The following is a 20,679-nucleotide window of genomic DNA, read 5'->3' on the forward strand; positions in this document are numbered from 1 at the left end:
GCTCCAACCCCAAGGCTGGACCACCCGAAAACACCCCAACGGCGACACCGAATGGATCCCACCCCCACACCTCGACCACGGCCAACCCCGCACCAACACCTACCACCACCCCACCAAACTCCTCCTCAACCCCGACAACGACAAGCCGGCATAACAGCCGCGGTTACCCACTGGTTAGCGTTAGTCCCGTGAATCGTGAGCGCACCCTGCTGCTGATGCGGCACGCGAAATCCGGCTACCCGCCCGGCGTAACGGACCACGACCGGCCCTTGGCGCCCCGCGGCATTCGAGAGGCGGGCCTGGGTGGTGACTGGCTGCGCGCCAACCAACCCGGCATCGACGCCGTGCTGTGCTCCACGGCCACCCGCGCCCGTCAAACCCTCGCCAACACTGGCGTCGACGCGCCCGTGCAGTATCGCGAGCGCCTCTACGACACCACCCCGGGCACGATGATCGACGAGATCAACGGGATCGCCAACACCGTCGACACCTTGCTCGTCGTCGGGCACGAACCGACGATGTCTTCCCTGGCGATCGGTCTGGCAGGCAACGATGGCACCGATACGACTGCGGTACAACGTATTTCAGAGAAATTTCCGACGTCGGCGATCGCGATCCTCAGGGTCGCCGGCGACTGGACGGATCTGCAGCTTCGACGAGCAGCGTTGACCGGCTTTCACGTTCCGCGCTGAACCCCCCGCTAGGAGTTGGTCGAGAGCGTCAGCTCCATCAGCTTGAGGGCCTGGCCGCAGGCGTCGATACCGGGTGCTTGCGGGTTGACCCACCAGCCGACCACTCCGGCCGCATCGCTGGCCACACCGCACGCCCCGTTCGGGTCGTCCGGGCGCATCACAATCGAGTTCACGCCCGCGATCGTCCGCGTTTCCACCTTGTATTTCAGGAAGTCGGCGACCTTACGCTCTTCGCCCAGACTGCCCTGCTCGAACCAGAATCGGGTGATATCGATCAGGCCGGCCGGGTTGGCCGCCTGCCACCGGCAGATCGCGCCGACGAACGTGCTCTGAATATCGAGCGGGTCGGCGCCCACGGTCTTAGCCAGGATGTCGCTGGTCAAAACCTCACACTCCTTGAGCAGGTTCGGGTACTGCTGCTGGGAGGTGTTGTTGCGCGGCACACCGCCGGAGCCTGCCTTGACAGCATCACCCCCGATAGATCTCGAGCAGCCGGTCAGGATCACCAGCGCGGTCAGCGAGATGACCACCGCCGTCCGGACACGTCTTGTCATCATTTCGAGTTCGCAATCGATTGACGAGTCAATTCTCTGGCGATGTCGCACGGCTGCGGGAATGGCTTCTGGCTGAAACTGATCGACCACTCGATGAAGTCGTCCTGGAACTGAATGCCGACCTCACACAGCGAGTCACCCAGGTTCGGCTCGTTGCCGACCGCGATGAAGCCGCTGTGGCCGTTGATGTTGATGTCGTCGACGCTGGCGCGCGAAAGCTCCTCGGTCTTGCGTTCACGTCCGATTGGGCTACCGCGGTACCAGGAAAAGGAGAAGTGCGGGCCGAGGATGCCGCCGCCCGCCAGCCACTGGCATCCCACGGAGTTGCGGGCCGTGTTGATCAGGCCACTCACCTTGGTCAGCTCCGCGATCGTCTGGTCGCCGACGCCCCCGCATTGCGGAAACATCGGTCCGTGGTGGCCTTCTGCGTTCCCCGGCGCCGACGACGACGTCCCACCCGGTTTGTTGTCGCCGGAGCCTGAGCAGCCCGCAACCGTCGGGATCAAGAGGGTGATAGCCGCAAGGGCTAGCGCCGTGAGGTTACGACGCACCGCTACCCTGCTTCCGCTCAGCTTGCACCTGGTCCACACGATGCACTGTAGCGGCAGCCCACCGGGTCAACCACCGACGCGCCACCTGATCAGGCATTTTCCTTGCATTGCGGGATGCGGCACGCGCGCACAGCCGCCCGGCGGTGCTCAGCGCCGCGCCGCGTGCCATATGCGACAGTTACCAAATGCTTCTGGCACTGCTGCGCCAGTACATCCGGCCGTACCGGCGGCTGGTGGCGGTGCTGATGGTGCTTCAAACGATCAGCACGCTGGCGACGCTGTACCTGCCGACGGTCAACGCCGCGATCATCGACGACGGCGTTGCCAAGGGCGACACCGCGGCGATCATCCGTCTGGGCATGGTGATGCTGGCCGTCACCGGATTGCAGGTGTTGTGCTCGGTCGGAGCCACCTACTTCGGGTCGCGGACAGGAATGGGATTCGGCCGCGACCTGCGCCTGGCGATGTTCGAGCACGTCACCACCTTCTCCGAGCGCGAGACCGCCCGATTCGGCGCGCCGACGCTGCTCACCCGCAGCACCAACGATGTTCGCCAGATCCAATACCTGGTTCAAATGGCGGGCACGGTGCTGGTTACGGCCCCGATCATGTGCGTCGGCGGAATCTTCATGGCCATCCACCAGGAGGCCGCTCTGACATGGTTGCTGCTGGTCAGTGTCCCGATCCTGGCCGTGGCCAACTACTGGATCATGTCGCATATGCTGCCGCTGTTTCGCAGCATGCAAGCCCTGATCGACGGCATCAACCGGGTGATGCGCGACCAGCTGTCCGGCGTACGGGTGGTCCGGGCGTTCACCCGCGAAGAATTTGAGCGCGACCGGTTTTCTCGCGCCAATGTCGCGCTGTCGAATGCCTCGCTGACGGCGGGCAACTGGCAGGCGCTGATGCTGCCGGTGACCACGCTGACCATCAACGTGTCCAGCGTCGCGCTGATCTGGTTCGGCGGGCTGCGCATCGACCGCGGCCAGATGCAGGTCGGCTCACTGACCGCATTTCTGGCGTACTTCACGCAGATCCTGATGGCTGTGCTGGTGGCGACGATGACACTGGTAGTGCTGCCGCGAGCTTCCGTGTGCGCCGAGCGGATCACCGAGGTGCTGTCCACTCACGCTGCCGTCGACAACCCGCAACATCCCAAGCTTCCGAAAGCGGGAATCACCGGCGTGGTGCGCTTGGACCGCGCGACGTTCACCTATCCGGGCGCGGATCGCCCTGTGCTGCAAGATATCTCGTTGACGGCGCTGCCCGGCACCACCACCGCGGTGGTCGGCAGCACCGGCTCGGGTAAATCGACGCTGGTGTCGCTGATCTGCCGGCTCTACGACGTGACCGCCGGCGCCGCCTTCCTCGACGACCTCGACGTCCGCGATTACGACACCGAGCGGTTGTGGTCGGCGGTCGGCCTGGTCCCGCAACGCGGATACCTCTTCTCCGGCACGGTCGCGGACAACCTGCGGATAGGCGCGGCTCCCGGCCAGGTGGTGACCGAGGAGCAGATGTGGGAAGCGTTGCGAGTCGCCGCCGCCGACCAATTCGTCCGGGCACACGCCGACGGGCTGCAGATGCGCGTCGCCCAGGCCGGGATGAATTTCTCGGGCGGGCAACGACAACGGCTAGCGATCGCCCGCGCAGTCATCCGCCGGCCGGCGATCTACTTGTTCGACGACGCATTCTCCGCGCTCGACGTGCACACCGACGCCCACGTCCGGGCCGCGCTGCACGAAATCTCCGGCGGTGCGACCATCATTGTTGTCACACAACGTATCTCGACGGCTTATCGGGCCGACCAGATCATCGTCGTGGACAACGGGAAACTGGTGGGCACCGGCACGCATGAATCGCTGCTGGCCGATTGCACCACCTACGCCGAATTCGCCGACTCGCAATCGGTCGGCGCGTTGCGATCAGGTCAGGCCGGGGGCATGCCGTGACCACGACGACGAACCGGCCCGGCCGCGGCGCCGTCCCCAACACCCGATCCCGCGACTTCTGGGGCACAGCGGCGCGGCTGGTGAAACGGCTTGCGCCACAACGAACACTGAGCATCGCGGTGATCACCCTGGGCCTCACCGGCACCGTGATCGGCGTGGTCGTACCGCGAATTCTCGGCCACGCCACCGATCTGCTCTTCAACGGTGTGATCGGGCGGGAACTACCGGCGGGAATCACCAAGGCACAGGCCATTGCCCAAGCCCGGGCACGCGGCGACCGGGCTTTCGCCGACCTGCTGTCCGGAATGAATGTGATACCGGGCCACGGCGTGGACTTCGGCGCGGTAGCCGCAACACTGGCCATTGCTCTGGCCTTTTATATCGTTGCCTCACTGCTGATTTGGGCACAGTCCCGGCTGCTCAACCTCACCCTGCAGCGCACCATGGTCGCGCTGCGGTCCGACGTCGAAGATAAAGTCCACCGACTGCCGTTGTGCTACTTCGACGGACGGCTGCGCGGCGAACTATTGAGCCGGGTGACCAACGACATCGACAACGTCCAATCCTCGCTGTCGATGACGATCAGCCAGGTGCTGACGTCGATCCTGACCGTTGTCACGGTGCTGGCGATGATGCTGTCGATCTCGCCGATGCTGACGCTGATCACGGTGCTGACCGTGCCGCTCTCGCTGCTGGCGACCCGAGCAATCACGCGCCGCTCGCAACGGCTTTTCAAGGCTCAGTGGACCAGCATCGGACGGCTCAACGCCCACATCGAAGAGACCTACAGCGGGTTCACCGTAGTCAAGACCTTCGGCCACCGCGACGCTGCACGTGAACAATTCCGCGACCTCAATGACGACGTCTACCAGGCCAGCTTCGGCTCCCAGTTCTTCTCCGGCTTGGTGGCACCGGCCACGACGTTCATCGGCAACCTCGGCTACGTCGCGGTCGCGGTGCTCGGCGGCCTACAGGTGGCCACCGGACACATCACCCTCGGCGACATCCAGGCGTTCATCCAATACGTCCGGCAGTTCAACAACCCGCTGAGCCAGGTGGCCGCGATGTACAACACGCTGCAGTCCGGGGTGGCCAGTGCCGAGCGGGTGTTCGAGCTGCTCGACGAGCCCGAGGAAGCGCCGGTCTCCGCGCAACTGCCCCCCAACGGCCAGGCCCCGCCGCACGGACGTGTCGAGTTCGACCGCGTGAGCTTTGCCTACCACCCGGGCACCCCGGTGATCGAGGACCTGTCCATGACGGTCGAGCCGGGCAGCACCGTGGCGATCGTCGGCCCGACCGGAGCGGGCAAAACCACGCTGGTCAACCTGCTGATGCGGTTCTACGACGTCGACGCCGGCCGCATTCTGGTCGACGGCGTCGACATCACTACGATCAGCAGACAAGCACTGCGCTCGCGAATAGGCATGGTGCTGCAAGATACCTGGCTATTTGACGGGACCATCGCGGAGAACATCGCCTACGGGCGCCCCGAAGCCAGCGAAAACGAGCTGGTAGAAGCCGCCAAGGCGGCCTACGTCGACCGGTTTGTGCACACCCTGCCGGCCGGTTACCAGACCCGGGTCACCGGCGACGGCGCCAACATCAGCGCCGGTGAGAAGCAGCTGATCACGATCGCGCGCGCGTTTCTGGCCCGTCCGCAGCTGTTGATCCTGGATGAGGCGACCAGCTCAGTCGACACCCGCACCGAGGCCCTTATACAGCGCGCGATGCACGAGCTGCGCCGAGATCGCACGAGTTTCGTTATCGCGCACCGACTTTCGACGATTCGTGACGCAGACCGCATCGTGGTGGTCGAGTCCGGCCGCATCATCGAACAGGGCAACCATGCCGAGCTGATGGCCCGCCGGGGCGCCTATTACGCGATGACCCGAGCCTGACTTCAGCCACCTGAGACGTTACTGAAACGACGCCAAGAAGTTATTGAGGATCCATTTAGGAGCGGGGCCGACGCTAGTTCCATCAGCACCCCAACCGCACACCTGAAAAGGATCACCGCAATGTTCTCTCACCGCATCCGCACCATTGCCGCCACCGTGATCGGCGCTGCCGCCATCGGACTCGTCGCAGTTGGAACCGCCGGCACCGCCGGGGCCAGCACCGCCGACGACGCGTTCATTACGCAGATGGACAAGCTCGGTATCTCCTTCAGCTCCCCCGCCGAGGCAGTCCGGGAAGGCCACCTGGTGTGCCAGGAGCTCGCCTCCGGCAAGTCCGGGACCGACGTCGCCACCGAGGTCCTCAAGCAGACGAACCTGACCACCCACCAGGCGGCTTACTTCGTCGTCGATGCGACCCACGCGTACTGCCCGTCGCTCGCCCCTCAACTCACCTAGTCGCACCCACCACCGAAGAATGGGGGGATCTCGGTAACCGGGATCCCCCCATTTACCTGTTTTCAGCTCCGGATTGGACGTCTCGTTGGCGCCGGCGGCGCATCGCACTCGACGGCATGGCCGTGACTGCACAGCAAGCTGATGATTGGAACACCCTGACAATCAAGGTGATTCAACCTCGCGCGACTATGCAAACGGTCGAGCGCAGGGCCGCAATTCACGCGAGATCTCGTTGCGACCTTCCGAAGCCGGCGTCGGGCTCACTAAGCTTCGGGTTCGGCTGTTGATTTGCTGCGCGGCGATTGCTATGCAGTAAGCAGCTGTGGCCAACACATCAAGGAGATGTCGATGAAGCTCTCGCCTCGCGCCGTTACCGCCGCCGCTGCCGCCGCGTTGGCCCTGGTACTCGCCATCGGTGGTTGTTCGAACAACTCGAGCACCGGCAAATCGCCCGGACCCACCGCAACCACTTCCAGCAGCGAAGCAGCCACCCTGCTCAAGCAAGCTACCGACGCGATGAGCAAGGTCACCGGGATGCATGTGAGCGTGGCTGTGCAGGGCGACGTGCCCAACTTGCGGTTGACCAAGCTGGACGGCGACATCTCCAACGCCCCGCAGACGGTTGCCACCGGCACCGCAACGCTGCTGGTCGGCAAATCCTCCCAAGACGCGAAGTTCGTCTACGTCGACGGCCATCTCTATTCCGATCTCGGACAACCCGGCACCTACACCGACTTCGGTAACGGTGCCTCGATCTACAACGTGTCGGTGCTGCTCGACCCCAACAAGGGGCTGGCCAATCTGCTGTCGAAGCTGCAGGGCGGGTCGCTCGCCGGCACCGATCAGGTCAACGGCGTCGCGACCACGAAGATCACCGGAAACTCGTCCGCCGACGACGTGGCCACGCTGGCCGGCTCCAAGCTGACCGCCCAGAGCGTGACGACGGTGCCCACCACAGTCTGGATCGCCTCGGACGGGTCCTCGCACCTCGTCCAGGTTCAGATCCATCCCACGAATGACACCTCGGTGACGCTGACCATGTCCGACTGGGGCAAGACAGTCACCGCCACCAAGCCCGCCTAGGGATCGACGTGGGTGTCGGCGCCGTGCATCGCAAACCCGTGGAAACCGCCGGACCGCCGGCATTCGGAAAGGAATCACCAATGAGGATGATTACTCGTCGCCGGCGGTTCACCGTGGCCGTCGCCGGAATGGCCGGCGCCGCCGCGATCAGCCTCGCGCTGGCTCCCGCGGCCGGCGCCGCCGATCAATACGGCGCAATTGCCTACTCCAGCAACGGTTCCTGGGGCCGTGCCTGGGACTACCCGACCCGGCCGGCCGCGGAGGCCACCTCGGTTAAAAACTGCGCCTACCCGGACTGCAAGGTGCTGACCAGCTTCACCGATTGCGGAGCGGTCGCGACCAACGGCCAGCGCTTCCAGGGAGGTGTCGGGCTCACGCTGGCCACCGCGATGAAAGACGCGCTGACCAAACTCGGTGGCGGCTCGATCGACACCTGGGCCTGCAACTAGCCCCTGCCAGTAGGACCGGACAAACCCGGCCTGCCAAGGCGGCACGAGGTCACTCCAAGAATTCCTGGAGATAACAAATAGGCCACGATCGCAACCTTTTCTCAACCAACCCCGCAGCACTGCGGAACGAGAAAAGGACAACGATGAAGACCACCAAAATTGCCGCGATCGCCAAGATCGCCACCCTCGCGGTCGTCACCGGTGCCATCGCGCTGGGATTGGCCGGACCGGCCGAGGCGGCGGCGGGCACCATGTACGGCGACCCCGCGGCCGCCGCGAAATACTGGCGCTACCAGAAATACGACGACTGCGTCCTGATGTCGAGCGCCGACGTGATCGGTCAGGTGACCGGTAAGGAGCCCTCGGAGCGAACCATCATCAAGCGGGCGCAGTCCACGCCGAGCGTCGTCCACCCCGGCTCGATCTACACCACGCCGGCCAACACCAAGAACCCAAACTCCGGGATGGGCACCAGTTTTGCCGACGTCCCGACATTGTTGGGGCTGTACAAGATCGGCGCCATGATCACCAACAAGGAGCACGCAGTCAAAGACGGCATCCCGACCGGCATCGAGGGCATCGAGCAGCAATTGAGTGCGGGCCACAAGGTCATCGTCAGCGTCAATGGCGAACTGATTTGGCACCAGCCCGTCGAGACGAAGGACGACAACGGAAACCCGCGGGGCGACCACGCCGTGGTCGTGACCGGTGTCGACACCACCAATAACGTGGTGCACCTCAACGACAGCGGCACGCCCAATGGTCGCGACGAACAGATTCCGATGGCACTTTTCCTTCAAGCGTGGGGCGCCAGCAAGGAATTGATGGTCTTCACCACCTGAGCCAACAACACCAGGCCGATCGGTGTTTTCGATGAACGCCAACGTATTTCAGCCGTCGGCGAGCACGCATCCGCACCGGACCGCGGCACGCCAATCTTCAGGGTTTTACCGAATTCGCCGGCTTCGTATCACAATGACAAGGAATGACACCGTATTGGCACGTGACGCCGCGCAGAGAACCCGGAAGGGCTGGTTAGCGACGATGGTAGACAAGAGTCTCGAATTCGGCCTGCTCGGGCCGTTGGAGATGACTGTTGACGGCACTCTGGTGCCGTTGGGCACGCCCAAACAGCGGGCAGTGCTGGCCATGCTGCTGATGAACCGCAACAGCCCGGTCGGCGTCGAGAGGCTCATCACCGCGTTGTGGGACGAGGAACCGCCGTCCGGCGCGCGGGCCAGTATCCACTCCTACGTGTCCAATCTGCGTAAGCTGCTCACCGGTGCCGGCATCGACCCACGAGTGGTGCTGGCCGCGGCGCCGCCCGGTTACCGACTCGCCGTCGCCGAAAGCAGTTGCGATCTCGGGCGGTTCATCACCGAGAAGACCGCGGGCGTGCATGCGGCCGCGTCCAGCCGGTTCGAGCAGGCCAGCCAGCACCTATCGGAGGCATTGACGCAGTGGCGGGGACCCGTGCTCGAGGACCTGCGGGACTTTCAGTTCGTCGACACCTTTGCGACCTCGCTCATGGAGGAAAAGATTCTGGTTCATACGGCGAAGGCGGAGGCCGAAATCGCTTGCGGACGTGCCGCCGCCGTGATCAGCGAGCTGGAAGCCCTGACCGCGGAGCACCCCTACCGCGAGCCGCTGTGGGCCCAGCTGATCACGGCTTACTACCTGACCGATCGCCAATCCGACGCGCTGGCCGCTTATCGCAGGGTGAAGACCACGCTTGCCGACGAGCTGGGGATCGACCCCGGGCAGACGCTGCGTGACCTCAACGAACGGATCCTGCGCCAGGAGCCGCTGGACGCCAAGAAATCCGCCCGGACCACGGCCGTCGGCACCATTACCCTGCTGGACCAGCGCACCAAGGTCCCGGCCGGGAAGCCGGCCGCCTATCTGCACGAAGCGTCGGGCCGCAGCTATCCACTGCGCGCGGCGGAAACCCGGATCGGACGACTCAGCGACAACGACATCATCCTGGCCAGCGCCAATGTCAGCCGACACCACGCCGTTATCGTCGACACCGGCACCAGCTACATCATCAACGACCTGCGCTCCTCGAACGGCGTTCATGTGCAACACCAACGGATCCGTTCGGCGGCCACGCTCAAAGACGGCGACCACGTCCGAATCTGCGACCACGAATTCACGTTCGAGATCCCTCGCGGCTACACCGGCGACGCTTCGAACTGAGGAAGACCAATCCATCTGCCGTGCAACGTAATTCACGGCATTAGTCCGCGCGACGCGCCCAGTCAGCTTGGGCGACAACGGCATGACGGACGAGATCTCGCGATCGTCGCGCGTCCGGATCGGCAACGGCTTACCGTGATGGTTGCTGGCAACGGAGGTCAACGGCGCGGATCTGCGCGTAATTGTTGATATCGTCGGCGAGTCTGCTGTTGGTTTGGAGGATCAACGATGAGCGAGGAGCAGAACTCGCGGGCGGGGTCGATGTTCGGGCCCTACCACTTAAAGCGGCTGCTAGGTCGCGGTGGCATGGGCGAGGTCTACGAGGCCGAGCACACCGTCAAAGAGTGGACGGTTGCGGTCAAGGTGATGACCGCGGAGTTCAGCAGGGACCCCGTCTTCCGCGAGCGGATGCGGCGTGAGGCGCGAACCGCGGGCCGTTTGCAGGAACCGCATGTGGTGCCCATTCACGACTATGGCGAAATCGATGGGCAGATGTTCATGGAGATGCACCTCATCGAGGGCATCGACTTGGACGACATGCTCAAACGGTTTGGCCCGCTGACCGCGCCGCGCGCGGTCGCCATCATCACCCAGATCGCCTCGGCCCTCGACGCGGCCCACGCCGCCGGGGTCATGCACCGCGACATCAAGCCGCCCAACATCCTGATCACTCGCGACGATTTCGCCTACCTCGTCGATTTCGGCATCGCCAGCGCCACCACCGACGAGAAACTCACCCAGCTCGGCACCGCGGTCGGCACCTGGAAATACATGGCGCCCGAACGCTTTTCCAACGGCGAGGTGACCTACCGCGCCGACATCTACGCGTTGGCCTGCGTGCTGTACGAATGCCTGACGGGCACCCCGCCGTATCGCGCGGGCACCGCCGGCGAGCTGGTCAGAGCTCACACGACCGACGAAATCCCCCTCGCCAGCTCGGTGCGCTCGGGCATCCCCAAGGCATTCGACTCGGTGATCGCGCGTGGCATGGCCAAAAAGCCCGAGGAGCGTTACGCCAGCGCCGGCGACCTGGCCCTGGCGGCCCATGAGGCACTCAGCAACCCCGATCAAGACCACGCCGACAACATCCTGCGGCGCAGCCGCGAGGCCACCCTGGCCACCGACATCAACATCGCCCCTCCTCCCACCACCCCCGCCACGGCACAACCTCGGGTCAATACGCCGCAGGCGCCGTATCCGGGACCGAGTTCAACGCCCGTGCCACCGCCCACGCAGACCCCTCGACACTGGGCACCAGAAAGCGGCCCCATCCCTACCCCGAGTCAGCCCGCCTCCGGCCCGCAGTACTACCAGGGCACCGGCGGCAGCTGGGCCGGTCCGCCGCCGCCTGCCGGCCCCACCGCCTGGAACCTGGGATCCCAGCCGCCACCCAAGCCCAAACGCAACCCCTGGCCGATCGTCGCCGCTGCCGTCGGCCTGGTCGCGGTTCTGGTGCTCGCCGCCATCGGCATCTATGTCGCCACGCAGGACGACGACAACCCGCATCCCCACCCCACGGCGACGAGAACGCCGACGCCGACGAAAACCACGACCTCGAATCCGACCACCACGACCACCGCGGCCGGCGACCTTGAAGGCCAGTTGCTCAGCGTGCTGCCCCCGGGTTACCCGAGCGGCGTGTGCACACCGGCGACCCCGAAACCGGACACCGTGTGGTCGGATGCGCTGGCCATGGTGGACTGCGACCAGAACACCAACCCGGGCGGCCCGTCTCGAGCGCGATACGCACTGTTCGCGAATCCGAACGTCCTGAAGGTCGCATTCGACGCCGACGTCAAGCTTCTACAGCAGATGGCCACCTGCCCCGGCGGAACCGCGAACCCGGAGTCATGGCAGCACCCGAACGCCCCCAAGGTGGATGTGGGCATGGTCGCCTGTGGCACCTACGAGAACCACCCAAACATGGTGTGGAGCAACCAGGTGAAGCTGCTGCTGTCCGATGTCTTCGGAGACCCGCCGACCATCGACGATCTGCACACATGGTGGACCAAGTACGGTGGCTGAGCCGCGGTAATTCGGCTTGTGTGGTGGCAAATCTCAACCAGCCCAACAACATTGGCTAGCTAACAAAGCGGAGGCTATGCGTGGACGACAGGACCGATATGGTCACCACCATTCCCGGGTTGGAATTGCGGGCCGGTGGACGTACCTGGCAGGCCACCGGTGGCCGGTCCTGGAGCATTGGCCGCGCGAATGAAGCCGACATACAGCTGGAGAATCCGAGAGTGTCGCGCCAGCATGCGGTGCTGCAGCCGACGCCGGCGGGCTGGATTCTGGTCAACCGCAGCAACAACGGGATGTTCGTGAACGGTCGGCGAGTGGAGACCCTGACGATCCACCAGCCGATCACCGTCGTGCTCGGGTCGCCCTCCTCCGGGCAGGCGCTGGAGGTCTACCCCGTCGCGCAGCAGCCCAGCCGGCCCAGGCCGCAGCCCGTTGCTGCGCCGCAACGTCCGGTCGGCGAGACCACGGTTGCCCGGCCGCCGACCGCGGTACACACCATCGATCAGGTGGTAATCGGGATTGGCCGCGGAACCGACAACCACGTCGTGCTTGACGACTTGCTGGTCTCTCGCCACCATGCGGTGTTGCGCCGCTCCGGCAATCAGTGGGAGCTGATAGATAGCAACAGCGCCAACGGAACTTACGTCAACGGCAACCGGATCAATCGCGCGATCATCGGACCGAACGACATCGTCGGCATCGGCCACCAGCTGCTGCATCTGTCCGGCGACCAGCTGGTGGAATACGTCGACACCGGCGACGTGTCCTACGAGGCGTCCAACCTGCGCGTGGTCACCAACAAAGGCAAAGTGCTGCTGACCAACATCAGTTTCGCACTACCGCAACGCTGCTTCATGGCAGTGGTCGGGCCAAGCGGCGCAGGAAAATCCACGCTGTTGGGCGCCTTGACCGGGTTTCGCCCGGCCGGTAGCGGCGCCGTCCGATATGACAATCGCGACCTCTATCAGAACTATGCCGAGCTGCGACACCGAATCGGCTTCGTGCCGCAGGACGACATCCTGCACACTCCGCTGACAGTGCGGCGGGCACTGAATTATGCTGCACGACTTCGATTTCCACATGACGTTTCCTCCAGAGAACGAAAGCTGCGCATCGACGAGGTGCTGGGCGAGCTTGGGTTGGCCGCGCACGCCAATCAACGGATCGACAGCCTTTCCGGAGGACAGCGCAAACGGACCAGCGTCGCTCTGGAACTACTGACCAAACCGTCGCTGCTGTTCCTCGACGAGCCCACGTCGGGCCTTGACCCCGGGTACGAGAAATCCGTGATGCAGACGCTGCGCGCGCTAGCCGACGACGGTCGATCCGTCGTGGTGGTCACGCATAACACCGCGCAGCTGAACCTCTGCGACCGGCTGCTCATCCTGGCGCCGGGCGGTCGGCTGGCCTACTTTGGCCCGCCGCAGCAGGCGCTGAACTACTTCGGCTGCAACGACTTCGCCGACCTGTTCAACCTTCTCGAACACGACACGACGACCGACTGGACCGGCCGGTATGTCGCGTCGCCGATTCACGGAGCGCTGAGCGGGCCACACGCATCGCTGCGAGCCGCGGCACCTGCCACCCGCTCCGCGAAGCCGCTGGCTCAGCAGAGCGCACTGGCCCAATTCACCACCCTGTGCCGGCGCTATCTCGCGGTTATCGGCGCCGATCGCCAATACTCGGTGACACTGCTGGTGTTGCCGTTGCTGCTGAGCCTGTTCGCGCACGCCGTCCCGGGCCAAGCTGGGTTGTCGCTGACCAAGGCCATCGAGACGAAGTCCACTCAGCCCTCGCAATTGCTGGTGCTGCTGATCATCGGCGGCGGGCTGATGGGCTGCGCCGCTTCGATCCGCGAGATCGTCAAGGAACGAGCCATCTATCAACGCGAGCACGGCATCGGGTTATCCCGCGGCGCGTATGTGGCTTCCAAGTTGGTGGTCCTCACCGCGTCGACCACGTTGCAGGGGCTGGTTCTGGGTTTCCTCGGGGTGGTGGGTCTGCCGCCGCCCGACCAGGCCGTCGTACTGCCCTGGCCCAGAGCCGAAGTGGCCGTAGCGGTCGTCGCCGTCACCGTGGTTTCGATGATGATCGGTCTGCTGATTTCGGCGATGATCGGCAACGCCGACCGGGGTATGCCGTTGCTGGTGCTCGTGGTGATGGCCGAACTGGTGCTGTGCGGCGGGATGTTTGGGGTGAAGGGCCGCATCCCGCTGGAGCAATTGGCATGGCTATCGCCGTCCCGGTGGGCGTATGCGATGGCCGCCTCGACCATCGATCTCAACGATCTGCGCCGGACCGCCGGCGGCGACGAAGACCCGCTGTGGGACTACGACCCCAGCAACTGGTGGCTGGCCGTGGTGGCGTGCACCGTCCAGGCGGTCGTGCTGGTGATCCTGCTCGCCCTGCGACTCAGAGCGCTTGACCCGCAACGCAAAGCGGGCAAGTGACCGGCGTCTACGCGTGCTTCGCGACCAGCGGTAGCGCGCTGAGAGCCCAAGAGCCACAGGTCATCTGAACCGACAGCAGCCGATACCCGACGCTGTACACGCCGTATGACCAGACTCGCTGGGCCCCGGCCCGCCAGTGCACGGGCAAAACTGCCGCGACACCGATCAAGGCGGCCAGGACGGCGAGGCGGGCCTTGAAGTCGATGCCGGTGGTGGTGAACATGACGTCCCTTCGCTGTAACTCGCTTCCCTATGGAGAAAGGGTCTGCCCACATACTGCGGAGATCCTTGATGAATCCTTGGAACGCACCGGACATTTGGGCCCCGGGATGGACGGACGGGCGGCCGCGACACGCCTGAACGATGTTTGCCGTTGTCGAGCGGGCGAGCCCGCCGGCGCATACCGTCATGGGTGCTTACCGGGGGTTTGCGGCCGCCGGGGTGGGCGGGAAATTGTTGATATGGTCGGCGGGTCTGCGGTTGGTTTGGAGGATCAGCGATGAGCGACGAGCAGGCTTCACGGGCGGGGTCGACTTTTGGGCCCTACCACCTCAAACGGCTGCTGGGCCGGGGCGGGATGGGCGAAGTCTACGAGGCCGAGCACACCGTCAAAGAGTGGACCGTAGCGGTCAAACTGATGTCGGATCAGTTCAGCTCAGACCCCGTCTTTCGGGAGCGGATGAAGCGTGAGGCGCGCACCGCGGGCCGTTTGCAGGAGCCGCATGTGGTGCCCATCCACGACTACGGCGAAATCGACGGAAAAATGTTCATGGAGATGCGCCTCGTCGAGGGCACCGACCTGGACAGCTTGCTCAAACGGTATGGCCCGCTGACGCCGCCACGCGCGGTCGTCATCACCACTCAGATCGCCTCGGCTCTGGATGCCGCCCATGCCGCCGGGGTGATGCACCGCGACGTTAAACCGCCCAACATCCTGGTCACCCGAGACGATTTCGCCTACCTGGTGGACTTCGGCATCGCCAGCGCCACCACCGACGAGAAGCTCACCCAACTCGGTACCGCGGTCGGCACCTGGAAATACATGGCTCCCGAGAGGTTCACCAACGACGAGGTGACCTACCGCGCCGACATCTACGCATTGGCTTGCGTGCTGCACGAATGCCTGACGGGTGCCCCGCCGTATCGCGCGGACAGCGCCGGCGTGCTGGTCAAGGCTCACATGAGCGACCCGATTCCACAGCCCAGTGCGGTGCGCTCGGGCATTCCCAAAGCATTCGACGCGGTGATCGCCCGCGGCATGGCCAAAAATCCCGAGGACCGCTACGCCAGTGCCGGCGATATAGCGCTCGCCGCGCACGAGGCCCTCACCAATCCCGATCAAGACCACGCCGACAACATCTTGCGCCGCAGCCAAGAAGCCACCCTGCCCGGTAAAGAGAAGCTCGAGCAGCCGCCGACAGTCGCGGCCACCGCGCTGGCGCCTCCGGCCAACACACCCCCGCCGCCGGCCAACACACCGCCGCCGCCGTACCCGCGACCGAGTTCAACCCCGGTGCCTCGCCCCGCGCAGGCGCCCCGGCCATGGGCACCGGAGAGCGGCCCCGTCCCCACCCCGAGCCAACCCGCCTCCGGCCCGCAGTACTACCCGGGCACCAGCGGCAACTGGGGCGGTCCGCCGCCGGGCACGCTGCCGCCCGCCGGCCACGCTCCGTGGGGCCTGGCACAGCAACCCCCACCCAAACCCAAACGCAATCCCTGGCCGATCGTCGCCGCGGCCGCGGTCGTCCTCGTCGTCGTCATCAGCGCGGTGGCGATCTGGGTGATCATCCCCGACCCCAAGCCGCCACCCGACCCGGTAGCGGCCACGCGACTGAACTCGCTGCTGGTGAGTTCCTCGGATATCAACTCCATCATGGGCGCGACGAATATCCAGCCCGGCAAACCAATCACGTCGATGGGCACCTCGTCGATGACGGTGTCGATACCGGACTGCCAGGGAGCGCTGTATACGACTCAGGATCCGGTGTACGCCGGAAGCGGCTACACCGGCATCAACGGAGTGGTGTCCCAGGAGCCGGGAGACAACAACGATCACTGGGTCAATCAAGCCGTGGTGGCATATCCGACCGCGGACAAGGCCAAGGCGTTCTTGCAGACCTCGACCGACAAATGGAAGAACTGCGCCGGCCAGACCGTGACGGTCAAGAATTCGAACAAAACCTACCGATGGACCTTCGCCCCGATCCAGGGCAGCGCAACGAAGATATCGGTGCTGCAGACTCAAGAAGGCGCCGAAGGCTGGCAGTGCGAGCACGCGATGAGCGTGGCGAACAACGTGATCGCGGATATCAACGCATGCGGGTACCACATCAGCGATCAGGCCGGCCAGATCGCTGACAAGATCGTCGAGAAAGTCAACGAAGTCTAGCGACGCTGATTCGACTGCGAAGCGCACCAACGCCGAAGCGGCACTGCGGCATTGGCTTAGTTCTGTGGATCTGGTCCCTGTGCGCGCAGATCGTCGACCGCCGACATGGCGTTGCGCAGTTTGGCCAGCCATTCCTCGGTGTGTTCACCGACGAGCTTGACCGACCACGCCAGCGCGTCAGCGCGAGACCTGGCGACTCCGGCGTCGACCAGCGTGTCGAGCACCTGGCGTTCGGGTTGCTTCAGGCGGGTCATCACCGGAACGGCGATGTGCGTGAACAGAAGTCGTTCGCCGCCGATCTCGACGCCCCAGGAAACCTTGCGCCCGTAACGATCCTGGGCCTCGTCGGCGATGCGCATCCGCTCGGAACGGGTCTCCTCCCGGAACCGCGACGCGCGGCCCTCGGCACGCGACTCGCTCTCTTCATTTCCCGCGGCGTCGGGCAACTTGCCGACGACCGTGATCTCTTCGCGGTCGACGACGACCGTGGGGTCACCGTCGAACCAGGCTTCGGGCAGCCGTCCGGCGAACCATTCGGCCGCTCCGCTGGAGTCGGGTTGCTGGGCTTGCTGCCAGCCCCCGGGGCGACCGGACCGCCGCTGACTGTGATGCGATTTGATGATTACATAATTACACCGTTGCAGAAGCGCTGCATAGTGGGTTCTCCAGGAGCGAACGCCTGACGAACCCGCGGCCACATCCCAGGGCGCAAAACCGTTGATATGGCCCGCTCAACGGCGTATTTTTGATGGCGAAGCAGGCCCGGAAGCGGCCGAGTCAAAGCGCCGGCAAGGGGAAGGAGCCGGCCGCGTCGGACCGTGTCAGACGCCCCCCCAGAGCCGCCCGGGCCTGCCTAAACGTAGCCCAATCAGGCGCCTTCGCTGGCGTCGCCGCCGCGGCGAACCCGGAAAAGCTTTACTTCGCTTTTGACGCCCTTAAGGCGACGTGCGCCCGCGAACGACGCGGAAAACTCCCCTGTTTCGCCGACGGCCTCCCACACGGAATCGGCGACCAGGACGGTGCCCGGGCGTGCCACAGCGGTGACCCGGCTCGCCACATTGACCGGGCTGCCGAACCAGTCACCGGCCCGGCTCACCGCCATTCCGGACGACATCCCCGCTCGCAGCCGGGGAAAGTCGTTGTCGGTATCCACGGCCTCGACGAGTTTCAGCACGACATCGAGCAATGGCGCGGGTTCGGGGCAGACGAACATCACCGCGTCACCGATCGTTTTGATGAACCGGACCGGCGGCGCCGTCACGTCGCGCGCCAGGTTCGCCAGCCTGCTGGCGAGATGACTCAGCTCCTCGGGCGAGACCACTTCACCCAGCCGGGTGAAGCCGACCAGATCGGCGAAGGCAACGCTGACCTGGCGCGCCCCGGGCAACGGCTCACCCGCGGCCCGCTCGGCGGCATTGACCGCTTCGGTCTCCATCATGTGGCGCAGCTGCATGAACAGCATCTGCTCGATCATCGGGCCGAGCTGCGGCCCGATCTGGCCCACCAGCTCCTTGGACGCCTTGGCGATCTCCAGCTCGGTGGCTCCCGGACGCATGATCGCCGCCAGCGCGGCGTAGCGCATTACCTCAGCAGCGTGCGACAGACCTTCGGCGAGCACCCGAACGACGAGCACCACCTGGTCGGGGTTGAGCCCCAATTCGACGAAGCGCTGCGCGTACGCGGCCGCTTCACCATCGGCGCGCAGGTGAATCGCCGCATCGGGATCGTCCACCCGGGCCAGCCCGATCGCGCGCTGCACGCGCTGCAGCAGCATCAGGTCGATGTGGTGCCGGTCGCTGATCTCGCGCGCCGACACGTAAGTGCCGTCGCCGCCGATCAGGTGGCGGCTGGCCAGCAGCAGCGGCGGGTTGGTGGCACGGATCTCGTCGGCGCTGATGCCCTGTTCCAGCAGCCAGCCCACCAGCTCCGCGCGTTCCGTGCGCGCGGCGCCCTCGAGACCGTCGAGCAGATCGTCGATGTTGCGGTCTACCCCGTCGTCCACGTGGTCAACGTACAACGCGGACGGGCCATGATGTGTTGTGATGACCCCGCCGCTTCTGCATGGCTTCGACCCCGTCGTCGACGACCGTGCCCGGATGCTGATCCTGGGCTCGTTTCCGAGTGCCCAGTCGCTGGTGGCCCACCAGTATTACGCCAATCCACGAAATGCGTTCTGGCCCATCACCAGTGAGCTGTTCGGATTCGACGCGGGCGCCCCATACGAGTCGCGCCTGGCTGCGCTGCGCGCGCAGGGAGTAGCTCTTTGGGATGTGCTGCACAGCTGCCGCCGGGTCGGTAGCGCGGACTCCGCGATCGACCCGAAAAGCTTGGTGGTCAACGACTTTACCGAGTTGTTCGCCAGCTATCCGAGCATCACCCGGGTCTACTTCAACGGCGCCAAAGCGGCGCAGGTGTATCACCGGTTGGCACAGCCGGATCAGCGACTCCATTTCCGGCGGCTGCCGTCAACCAGCCCCGCTCACGCCACGCGGGCGGGCGTCAAACTGGCGGCGTGGCGGGAGATATTGCCGTCATGACACCGGAGGTCGGCGCTGAGCCCATGGCCGTGCCGTTTCGATCTGTGCGGACAGCGACAACAGGGTCGCCTCATCGAACGGCCGAGCGATGAGCTGCACGGAGATAGGCAAACCGTCGCCGTCGAAATCCCACGGCACCACCGCGGCCGGCTGGCCGGTCATGTTCCAGACCGGGAAGTACGGAACCTGCTGGGCGACCAGCAGCAATGTCGACACCCAGCCCCGGTTCCGATAAGCGCCGATGCGGGATGGGCCCGCGGCGGTGCCCGGTGTGATCACGACATCGACATCCTCGAAGATCGATTGGACCCTGGCACTCACCCGCTGCTCGGCGGCTCGCACCGCTGCCATTCTTTGGTCCGAGAAAAGCGATCCCGCGCGCGCCATCTTGCGGGTGCGCGCTTCGAGTCGTTCCGGGTGAGCCTGCGCGTCGGCGTCGTCGCTGATGCCCCGCAGATAGCGCGGCAGGAAGTTTGCGTAGATCTGAGACAGCGGATATTCGGGGTCGGCAGTGATCACCTCGTGGCCCAGATCGCGTAGCAACGCACCGGCCTGGTCGACGGCCGCCAACTGCGCGCGCCCCACTCGAACGGGAAGCGTGGGAACCTTGGTACTCAAGGCAATTCGCAATTTTCCGGGGTCGCGGGTCGCCGCGGCGACGAATTCGCCTGCAGGTCCGGGCAATGTCGAGGTGGCATCGAGGAATACCGCCGCGTCCAGCACCGAACGCGCGATCGGGCCGTTGGCGCTCAATCCTTGCCAAGCATCGTCATGCGGCGCTACGGACACCCGATCACGTTGCGGTTTCACGCCGAACAGGCCGCACCAGGAAGACGGGATGCGAATCGAGCCGCCACCGTCGGATCCCAACGCCAGCGGTGCCAGCCCGGCGGCGACCGCCGCGCCGCTACCGCCGCTGCTACCGCCCGGACTGCGATCGAGGTTCCACGGGTTGCGCGTCGCGCCGAACGTCAGCGACTCGGTGAACGGGAAGATCAGCAGCTCGGGCACATTCGTCTTGCCGATGATGACCGCGCCGGCCGCGCGCAGCCGTCGGACGGCTTCCGCGTCGGCGGTCACCGGCGGACCGTGGCCGCCACTGCCGCACGCCGTCACTTCGCCGGCGACGTCGATATCGTCCTTGATCGCAACCGGCACGCCGAGAAGCGGCAGCCGCTCGCCGGCGTCGAGGAGTTCCTGGGCGGCGCGAGCGTCCTCGCGCGCGCTGTCGGACAACACCACGCGGTAGCAGCGCAGCTGACTGTCGAGGCGCGCAATCCGTTCCAGATAGACCTCGAGCAGGTCCGGCGCGCTGACCTCACCGTCGGCAAGCATCCGTGCCAGCGCAGCCGCGCTGGAAAATGCGAGTTCACGAGCGTCCACTGCGGCAGCGTAGCCCCTGCGGCGGCGGTCGGTCGTGTCGAGGCAACCAGTACCGTGGCGG

Annotated in this window: 18 protein-coding genes and 1 pseudogene; 13 read left to right on the plus strand and 6 right to left on the minus strand. The window is 65.2% G+C overall.

Annotated elements, in window-relative coordinates:
• Together DB708_RS27510 and DB708_RS03525 are read left to right on the plus strand one after the other, a co-directional pair.
• Nucleotides 1–154: pseudogene (locus DB708_RS27510) on the plus strand (HNH endonuclease signature motif containing protein); the annotation flags it as partial.
• A 61-nt stretch (nt 155–215) separates the two neighbouring features.
• Nucleotides 216–692: a SixA phosphatase family protein gene (locus DB708_RS03525; protein WP_108920615.1), complete on the plus strand. Its 477-nt coding sequence runs from the start codon at nt 216–218 to the stop codon at nt 690–692.
• 8 nt (nt 693–700) lie between these two features.
• Here DB708_RS03525 and DB708_RS03530 read toward each other — a convergent pair whose 3' ends face one another.
• Nucleotides 701–1,246, minus strand: coding sequence for a DUF3558 domain-containing protein (locus tag DB708_RS03530; RefSeq protein WP_165839720.1), 546 nt, complete (start codon nt 1,244–1,246; stop codon nt 701–703).
• Complete coding sequence (locus tag DB708_RS03535) at nt 1,246–1,797, minus strand: DUF3558 domain-containing protein (protein WP_108920616.1); 552 nt, start codon at nt 1,795–1,797, stop codon at nt 1,246–1,248. Before DB708_RS03535 ends, DB708_RS03530 begins: the two co-directional genes overlap by 1 nt.
• A 185-nt stretch (nt 1,798–1,982) precedes the next feature.
• On the opposite strand from DB708_RS03535, the gene DB708_RS03540 reads away from it, so the two are divergent.
• The 9 genes from DB708_RS03540 to DB708_RS03580 all read left to right on the plus strand — a co-directional run bounded on the left by DB708_RS03540 (nt 1,983) and on the right by DB708_RS03580 (nt 14,309).
• Nucleotides 1,983–3,749 carry an ABC transporter ATP-binding protein gene (locus DB708_RS03540; RefSeq protein ID WP_108920617.1) on the plus strand — a complete coding sequence of 589 codons (1,767 nt, stop codon included), beginning with the start codon at nt 1,983–1,985 and terminating at the stop codon, nt 3,747–3,749.
• A complete protein-coding gene (locus DB708_RS03545; RefSeq protein ID WP_108920589.1) occupies nt 3,746–5,647 on the plus strand; it encodes an ABC transporter ATP-binding protein in 1,902 nt (633 codons plus the stop codon). Before DB708_RS03540 ends, DB708_RS03545 begins: the two co-directional genes overlap by 4 nt.
• A gap of 120 nt (nt 5,648–5,767) precedes the next feature.
• Entirely contained in the window at nt 5,768–6,103 is a 336-nt protein-coding gene (locus tag DB708_RS03550) for a DUF732 domain-containing protein (protein WP_108920590.1), read from the plus strand.
• Nucleotides 6,104–6,451: 348 nt separating this feature from the next.
• Nucleotides 6,452–7,186: an LppX_LprAFG lipoprotein gene (locus DB708_RS03555; RefSeq protein WP_108920618.1), complete on the plus strand. Its 735-nt coding sequence runs from the start codon at nt 6,452–6,454 to the stop codon at nt 7,184–7,186.
• A gap of 80 nt (nt 7,187–7,266) precedes the next feature.
• Nucleotides 7,267–7,635 (plus strand): DUF4189 domain-containing protein, encoded by a 369-nt coding sequence (locus tag DB708_RS03560; protein ID WP_235616613.1) that lies wholly within the window; start codon nt 7,267–7,269, stop codon nt 7,633–7,635.
• Between the two features lie 143 nt (nt 7,636–7,778).
• On the plus strand, nt 7,779–8,477 hold the full coding sequence (locus DB708_RS03565; protein ID WP_108920591.1) for a C39 family peptidase: 699 nt from the start codon (nt 7,779–7,781) through the stop codon (nt 8,475–8,477).
• Nucleotides 8,478–8,679: 202 nt separating this feature from the next.
• On the plus strand, nt 8,680–9,834 hold the full coding sequence (locus DB708_RS03570) for a BTAD domain-containing putative transcriptional regulator (RefSeq protein ID WP_108920592.1): 1,155 nt from the start codon (nt 8,680–8,682) through the stop codon (nt 9,832–9,834).
• 228 nt (nt 9,835–10,062) lie between these two features.
• Complete coding sequence (locus DB708_RS03575; protein WP_108920593.1) at nt 10,063–11,859, plus strand: serine/threonine-protein kinase; 1,797 nt, start codon at nt 10,063–10,065, stop codon at nt 11,857–11,859.
• 80 nt (nt 11,860–11,939) lie between these two features.
• Nucleotides 11,940–14,309 carry an FHA domain-containing protein gene (locus DB708_RS03580; protein WP_108920594.1) on the plus strand — a complete coding sequence of 790 codons (2,370 nt, stop codon included), beginning with the start codon at nt 11,940–11,942 and terminating at the stop codon, nt 14,307–14,309.
• A 7-nt stretch (nt 14,310–14,316) separates the two neighbouring features.
• Here DB708_RS03580 and DB708_RS03585 read toward each other — a convergent pair whose 3' ends face one another.
• Complete coding sequence (locus DB708_RS03585) at nt 14,317–14,532, minus strand: hypothetical protein (protein WP_108920595.1); 216 nt, start codon at nt 14,530–14,532, stop codon at nt 14,317–14,319.
• Between the two features lie 276 nt (nt 14,533–14,808).
• Here DB708_RS03585 and DB708_RS03590 point away from each other — a divergent pair, with 276 nt between their 5' ends.
• Nucleotides 14,809–16,698, plus strand: a complete 1,890-nt coding sequence (locus tag DB708_RS03590; protein WP_108920596.1) for a serine/threonine-protein kinase PknH/PknJ — start codon at nt 14,809–14,811, stop codon at nt 16,696–16,698.
• A gap of 56 nt (nt 16,699–16,754) precedes the next feature.
• On the opposite strand, the gene DB708_RS03595 is transcribed toward DB708_RS03590, so the two are convergent.
• Both DB708_RS03595 and DB708_RS03600 read right to left on the minus strand, forming a co-directional pair.
• The gene (locus tag DB708_RS03595) at nt 16,755–17,318 is read right to left on the minus strand and encodes a hypothetical protein (protein WP_108920620.1); all 564 of its coding nucleotides are present in this window, start codon (nt 17,316–17,318) and stop codon (nt 16,755–16,757) included.
• A 248-nt stretch (nt 17,319–17,566) separates the two neighbouring features.
• Nucleotides 17,567–18,742: an adenylate/guanylate cyclase domain-containing protein gene (locus tag DB708_RS03600; protein ID WP_108920597.1), complete on the minus strand. Its 1,176-nt coding sequence runs from the start codon at nt 18,740–18,742 to the stop codon at nt 17,567–17,569.
• Here DB708_RS03600 and DB708_RS03605 point away from each other — a divergent pair.
• Nucleotides 18,741–19,235: a DNA-deoxyinosine glycosylase gene (locus tag DB708_RS03605; RefSeq protein WP_108920598.1), complete on the plus strand. Its 495-nt coding sequence runs from the start codon at nt 18,741–18,743 to the stop codon at nt 19,233–19,235. The genes DB708_RS03600 and DB708_RS03605 overlap by 2 nt on opposite strands.
• Here DB708_RS03605 and DB708_RS03610 read toward each other — a convergent pair.
• On the minus strand, nt 19,230–20,618 hold the full coding sequence (locus DB708_RS03610) for an amidase (RefSeq protein WP_108920599.1): 1,389 nt from the start codon (nt 20,616–20,618) through the stop codon (nt 19,230–19,232). The two genes, DB708_RS03605 and DB708_RS03610, sit on opposite strands and share 6 nt — an antisense overlap.
• Nucleotides 20,619–20,679 lie beyond the last annotated feature (61 nt).

It is taken from the genome of Mycobacterium montefiorense (genome assembly GCF_003112775.1).
Lineage (GTDB): Bacteria > Actinomycetota > Actinomycetes > Mycobacteriales > Mycobacteriaceae > Mycobacterium > Mycobacterium montefiorense.

Excerpts from the sequence above, each read along its gene's own strand:
- DB708_RS03590 (WP_108920596.1), top strand. The coding sequence starts at position 14,809 with ATGAGCGACGAGCAGGCTTCACGGGCGGGGTCGACTTTTGGGCCCTAC.
- DB708_RS03570 (WP_108920592.1), top strand. The coding sequence starts at position 8,680 with ATGGTAGACAAGAGTCTCGAATTCGGCCTGCTCGGGCCGTTGGAGATG.
- DB708_RS03540 (WP_108920617.1), top strand. The coding sequence starts at position 1,983 with ATGCTTCTGGCACTGCTGCGCCAGTACATCCGGCCGTACCGGCGGCTG.
- DB708_RS03555 (WP_108920618.1), top strand. The coding sequence starts at position 6,452 with ATGAAGCTCTCGCCTCGCGCCGTTACCGCCGCCGCTGCCGCCGCGTTG.
- DB708_RS03525 (WP_108920615.1), top strand. The coding sequence starts at position 216 with ATGCGGCACGCGAAATCCGGCTACCCGCCCGGCGTAACGGACCACGAC.
- DB708_RS03575 (WP_108920593.1), top strand. The coding sequence starts at position 10,063 with ATGAGCGAGGAGCAGAACTCGCGGGCGGGGTCGATGTTCGGGCCCTAC.
- DB708_RS03550 (WP_108920590.1), top strand. The coding sequence starts at position 5,768 with ATGTTCTCTCACCGCATCCGCACCATTGCCGCCACCGTGATCGGCGCT.
- DB708_RS03565 (WP_108920591.1), top strand. The coding sequence starts at position 7,779 with ATGAAGACCACCAAAATTGCCGCGATCGCCAAGATCGCCACCCTCGCG.
- DB708_RS03530 (WP_165839720.1), bottom strand. The coding sequence starts at position 1,246 with ATGACAAGACGTGTCCGGACGGCGGTGGTCATCTCGCTGACCGCGCTG.
- DB708_RS03605 (WP_108920598.1), top strand. The coding sequence starts at position 18,741 with ATGACCCCGCCGCTTCTGCATGGCTTCGACCCCGTCGTCGACGACCGT.
- DB708_RS03585 (WP_108920595.1), bottom strand. The coding sequence starts at position 14,532 with ATGTTCACCACCACCGGCATCGACTTCAAGGCCCGCCTCGCCGTCCTG.
- DB708_RS03560 (WP_235616613.1), top strand. The coding sequence starts at position 7,267 with ATGAGGATGATTACTCGTCGCCGGCGGTTCACCGTGGCCGTCGCCGGA.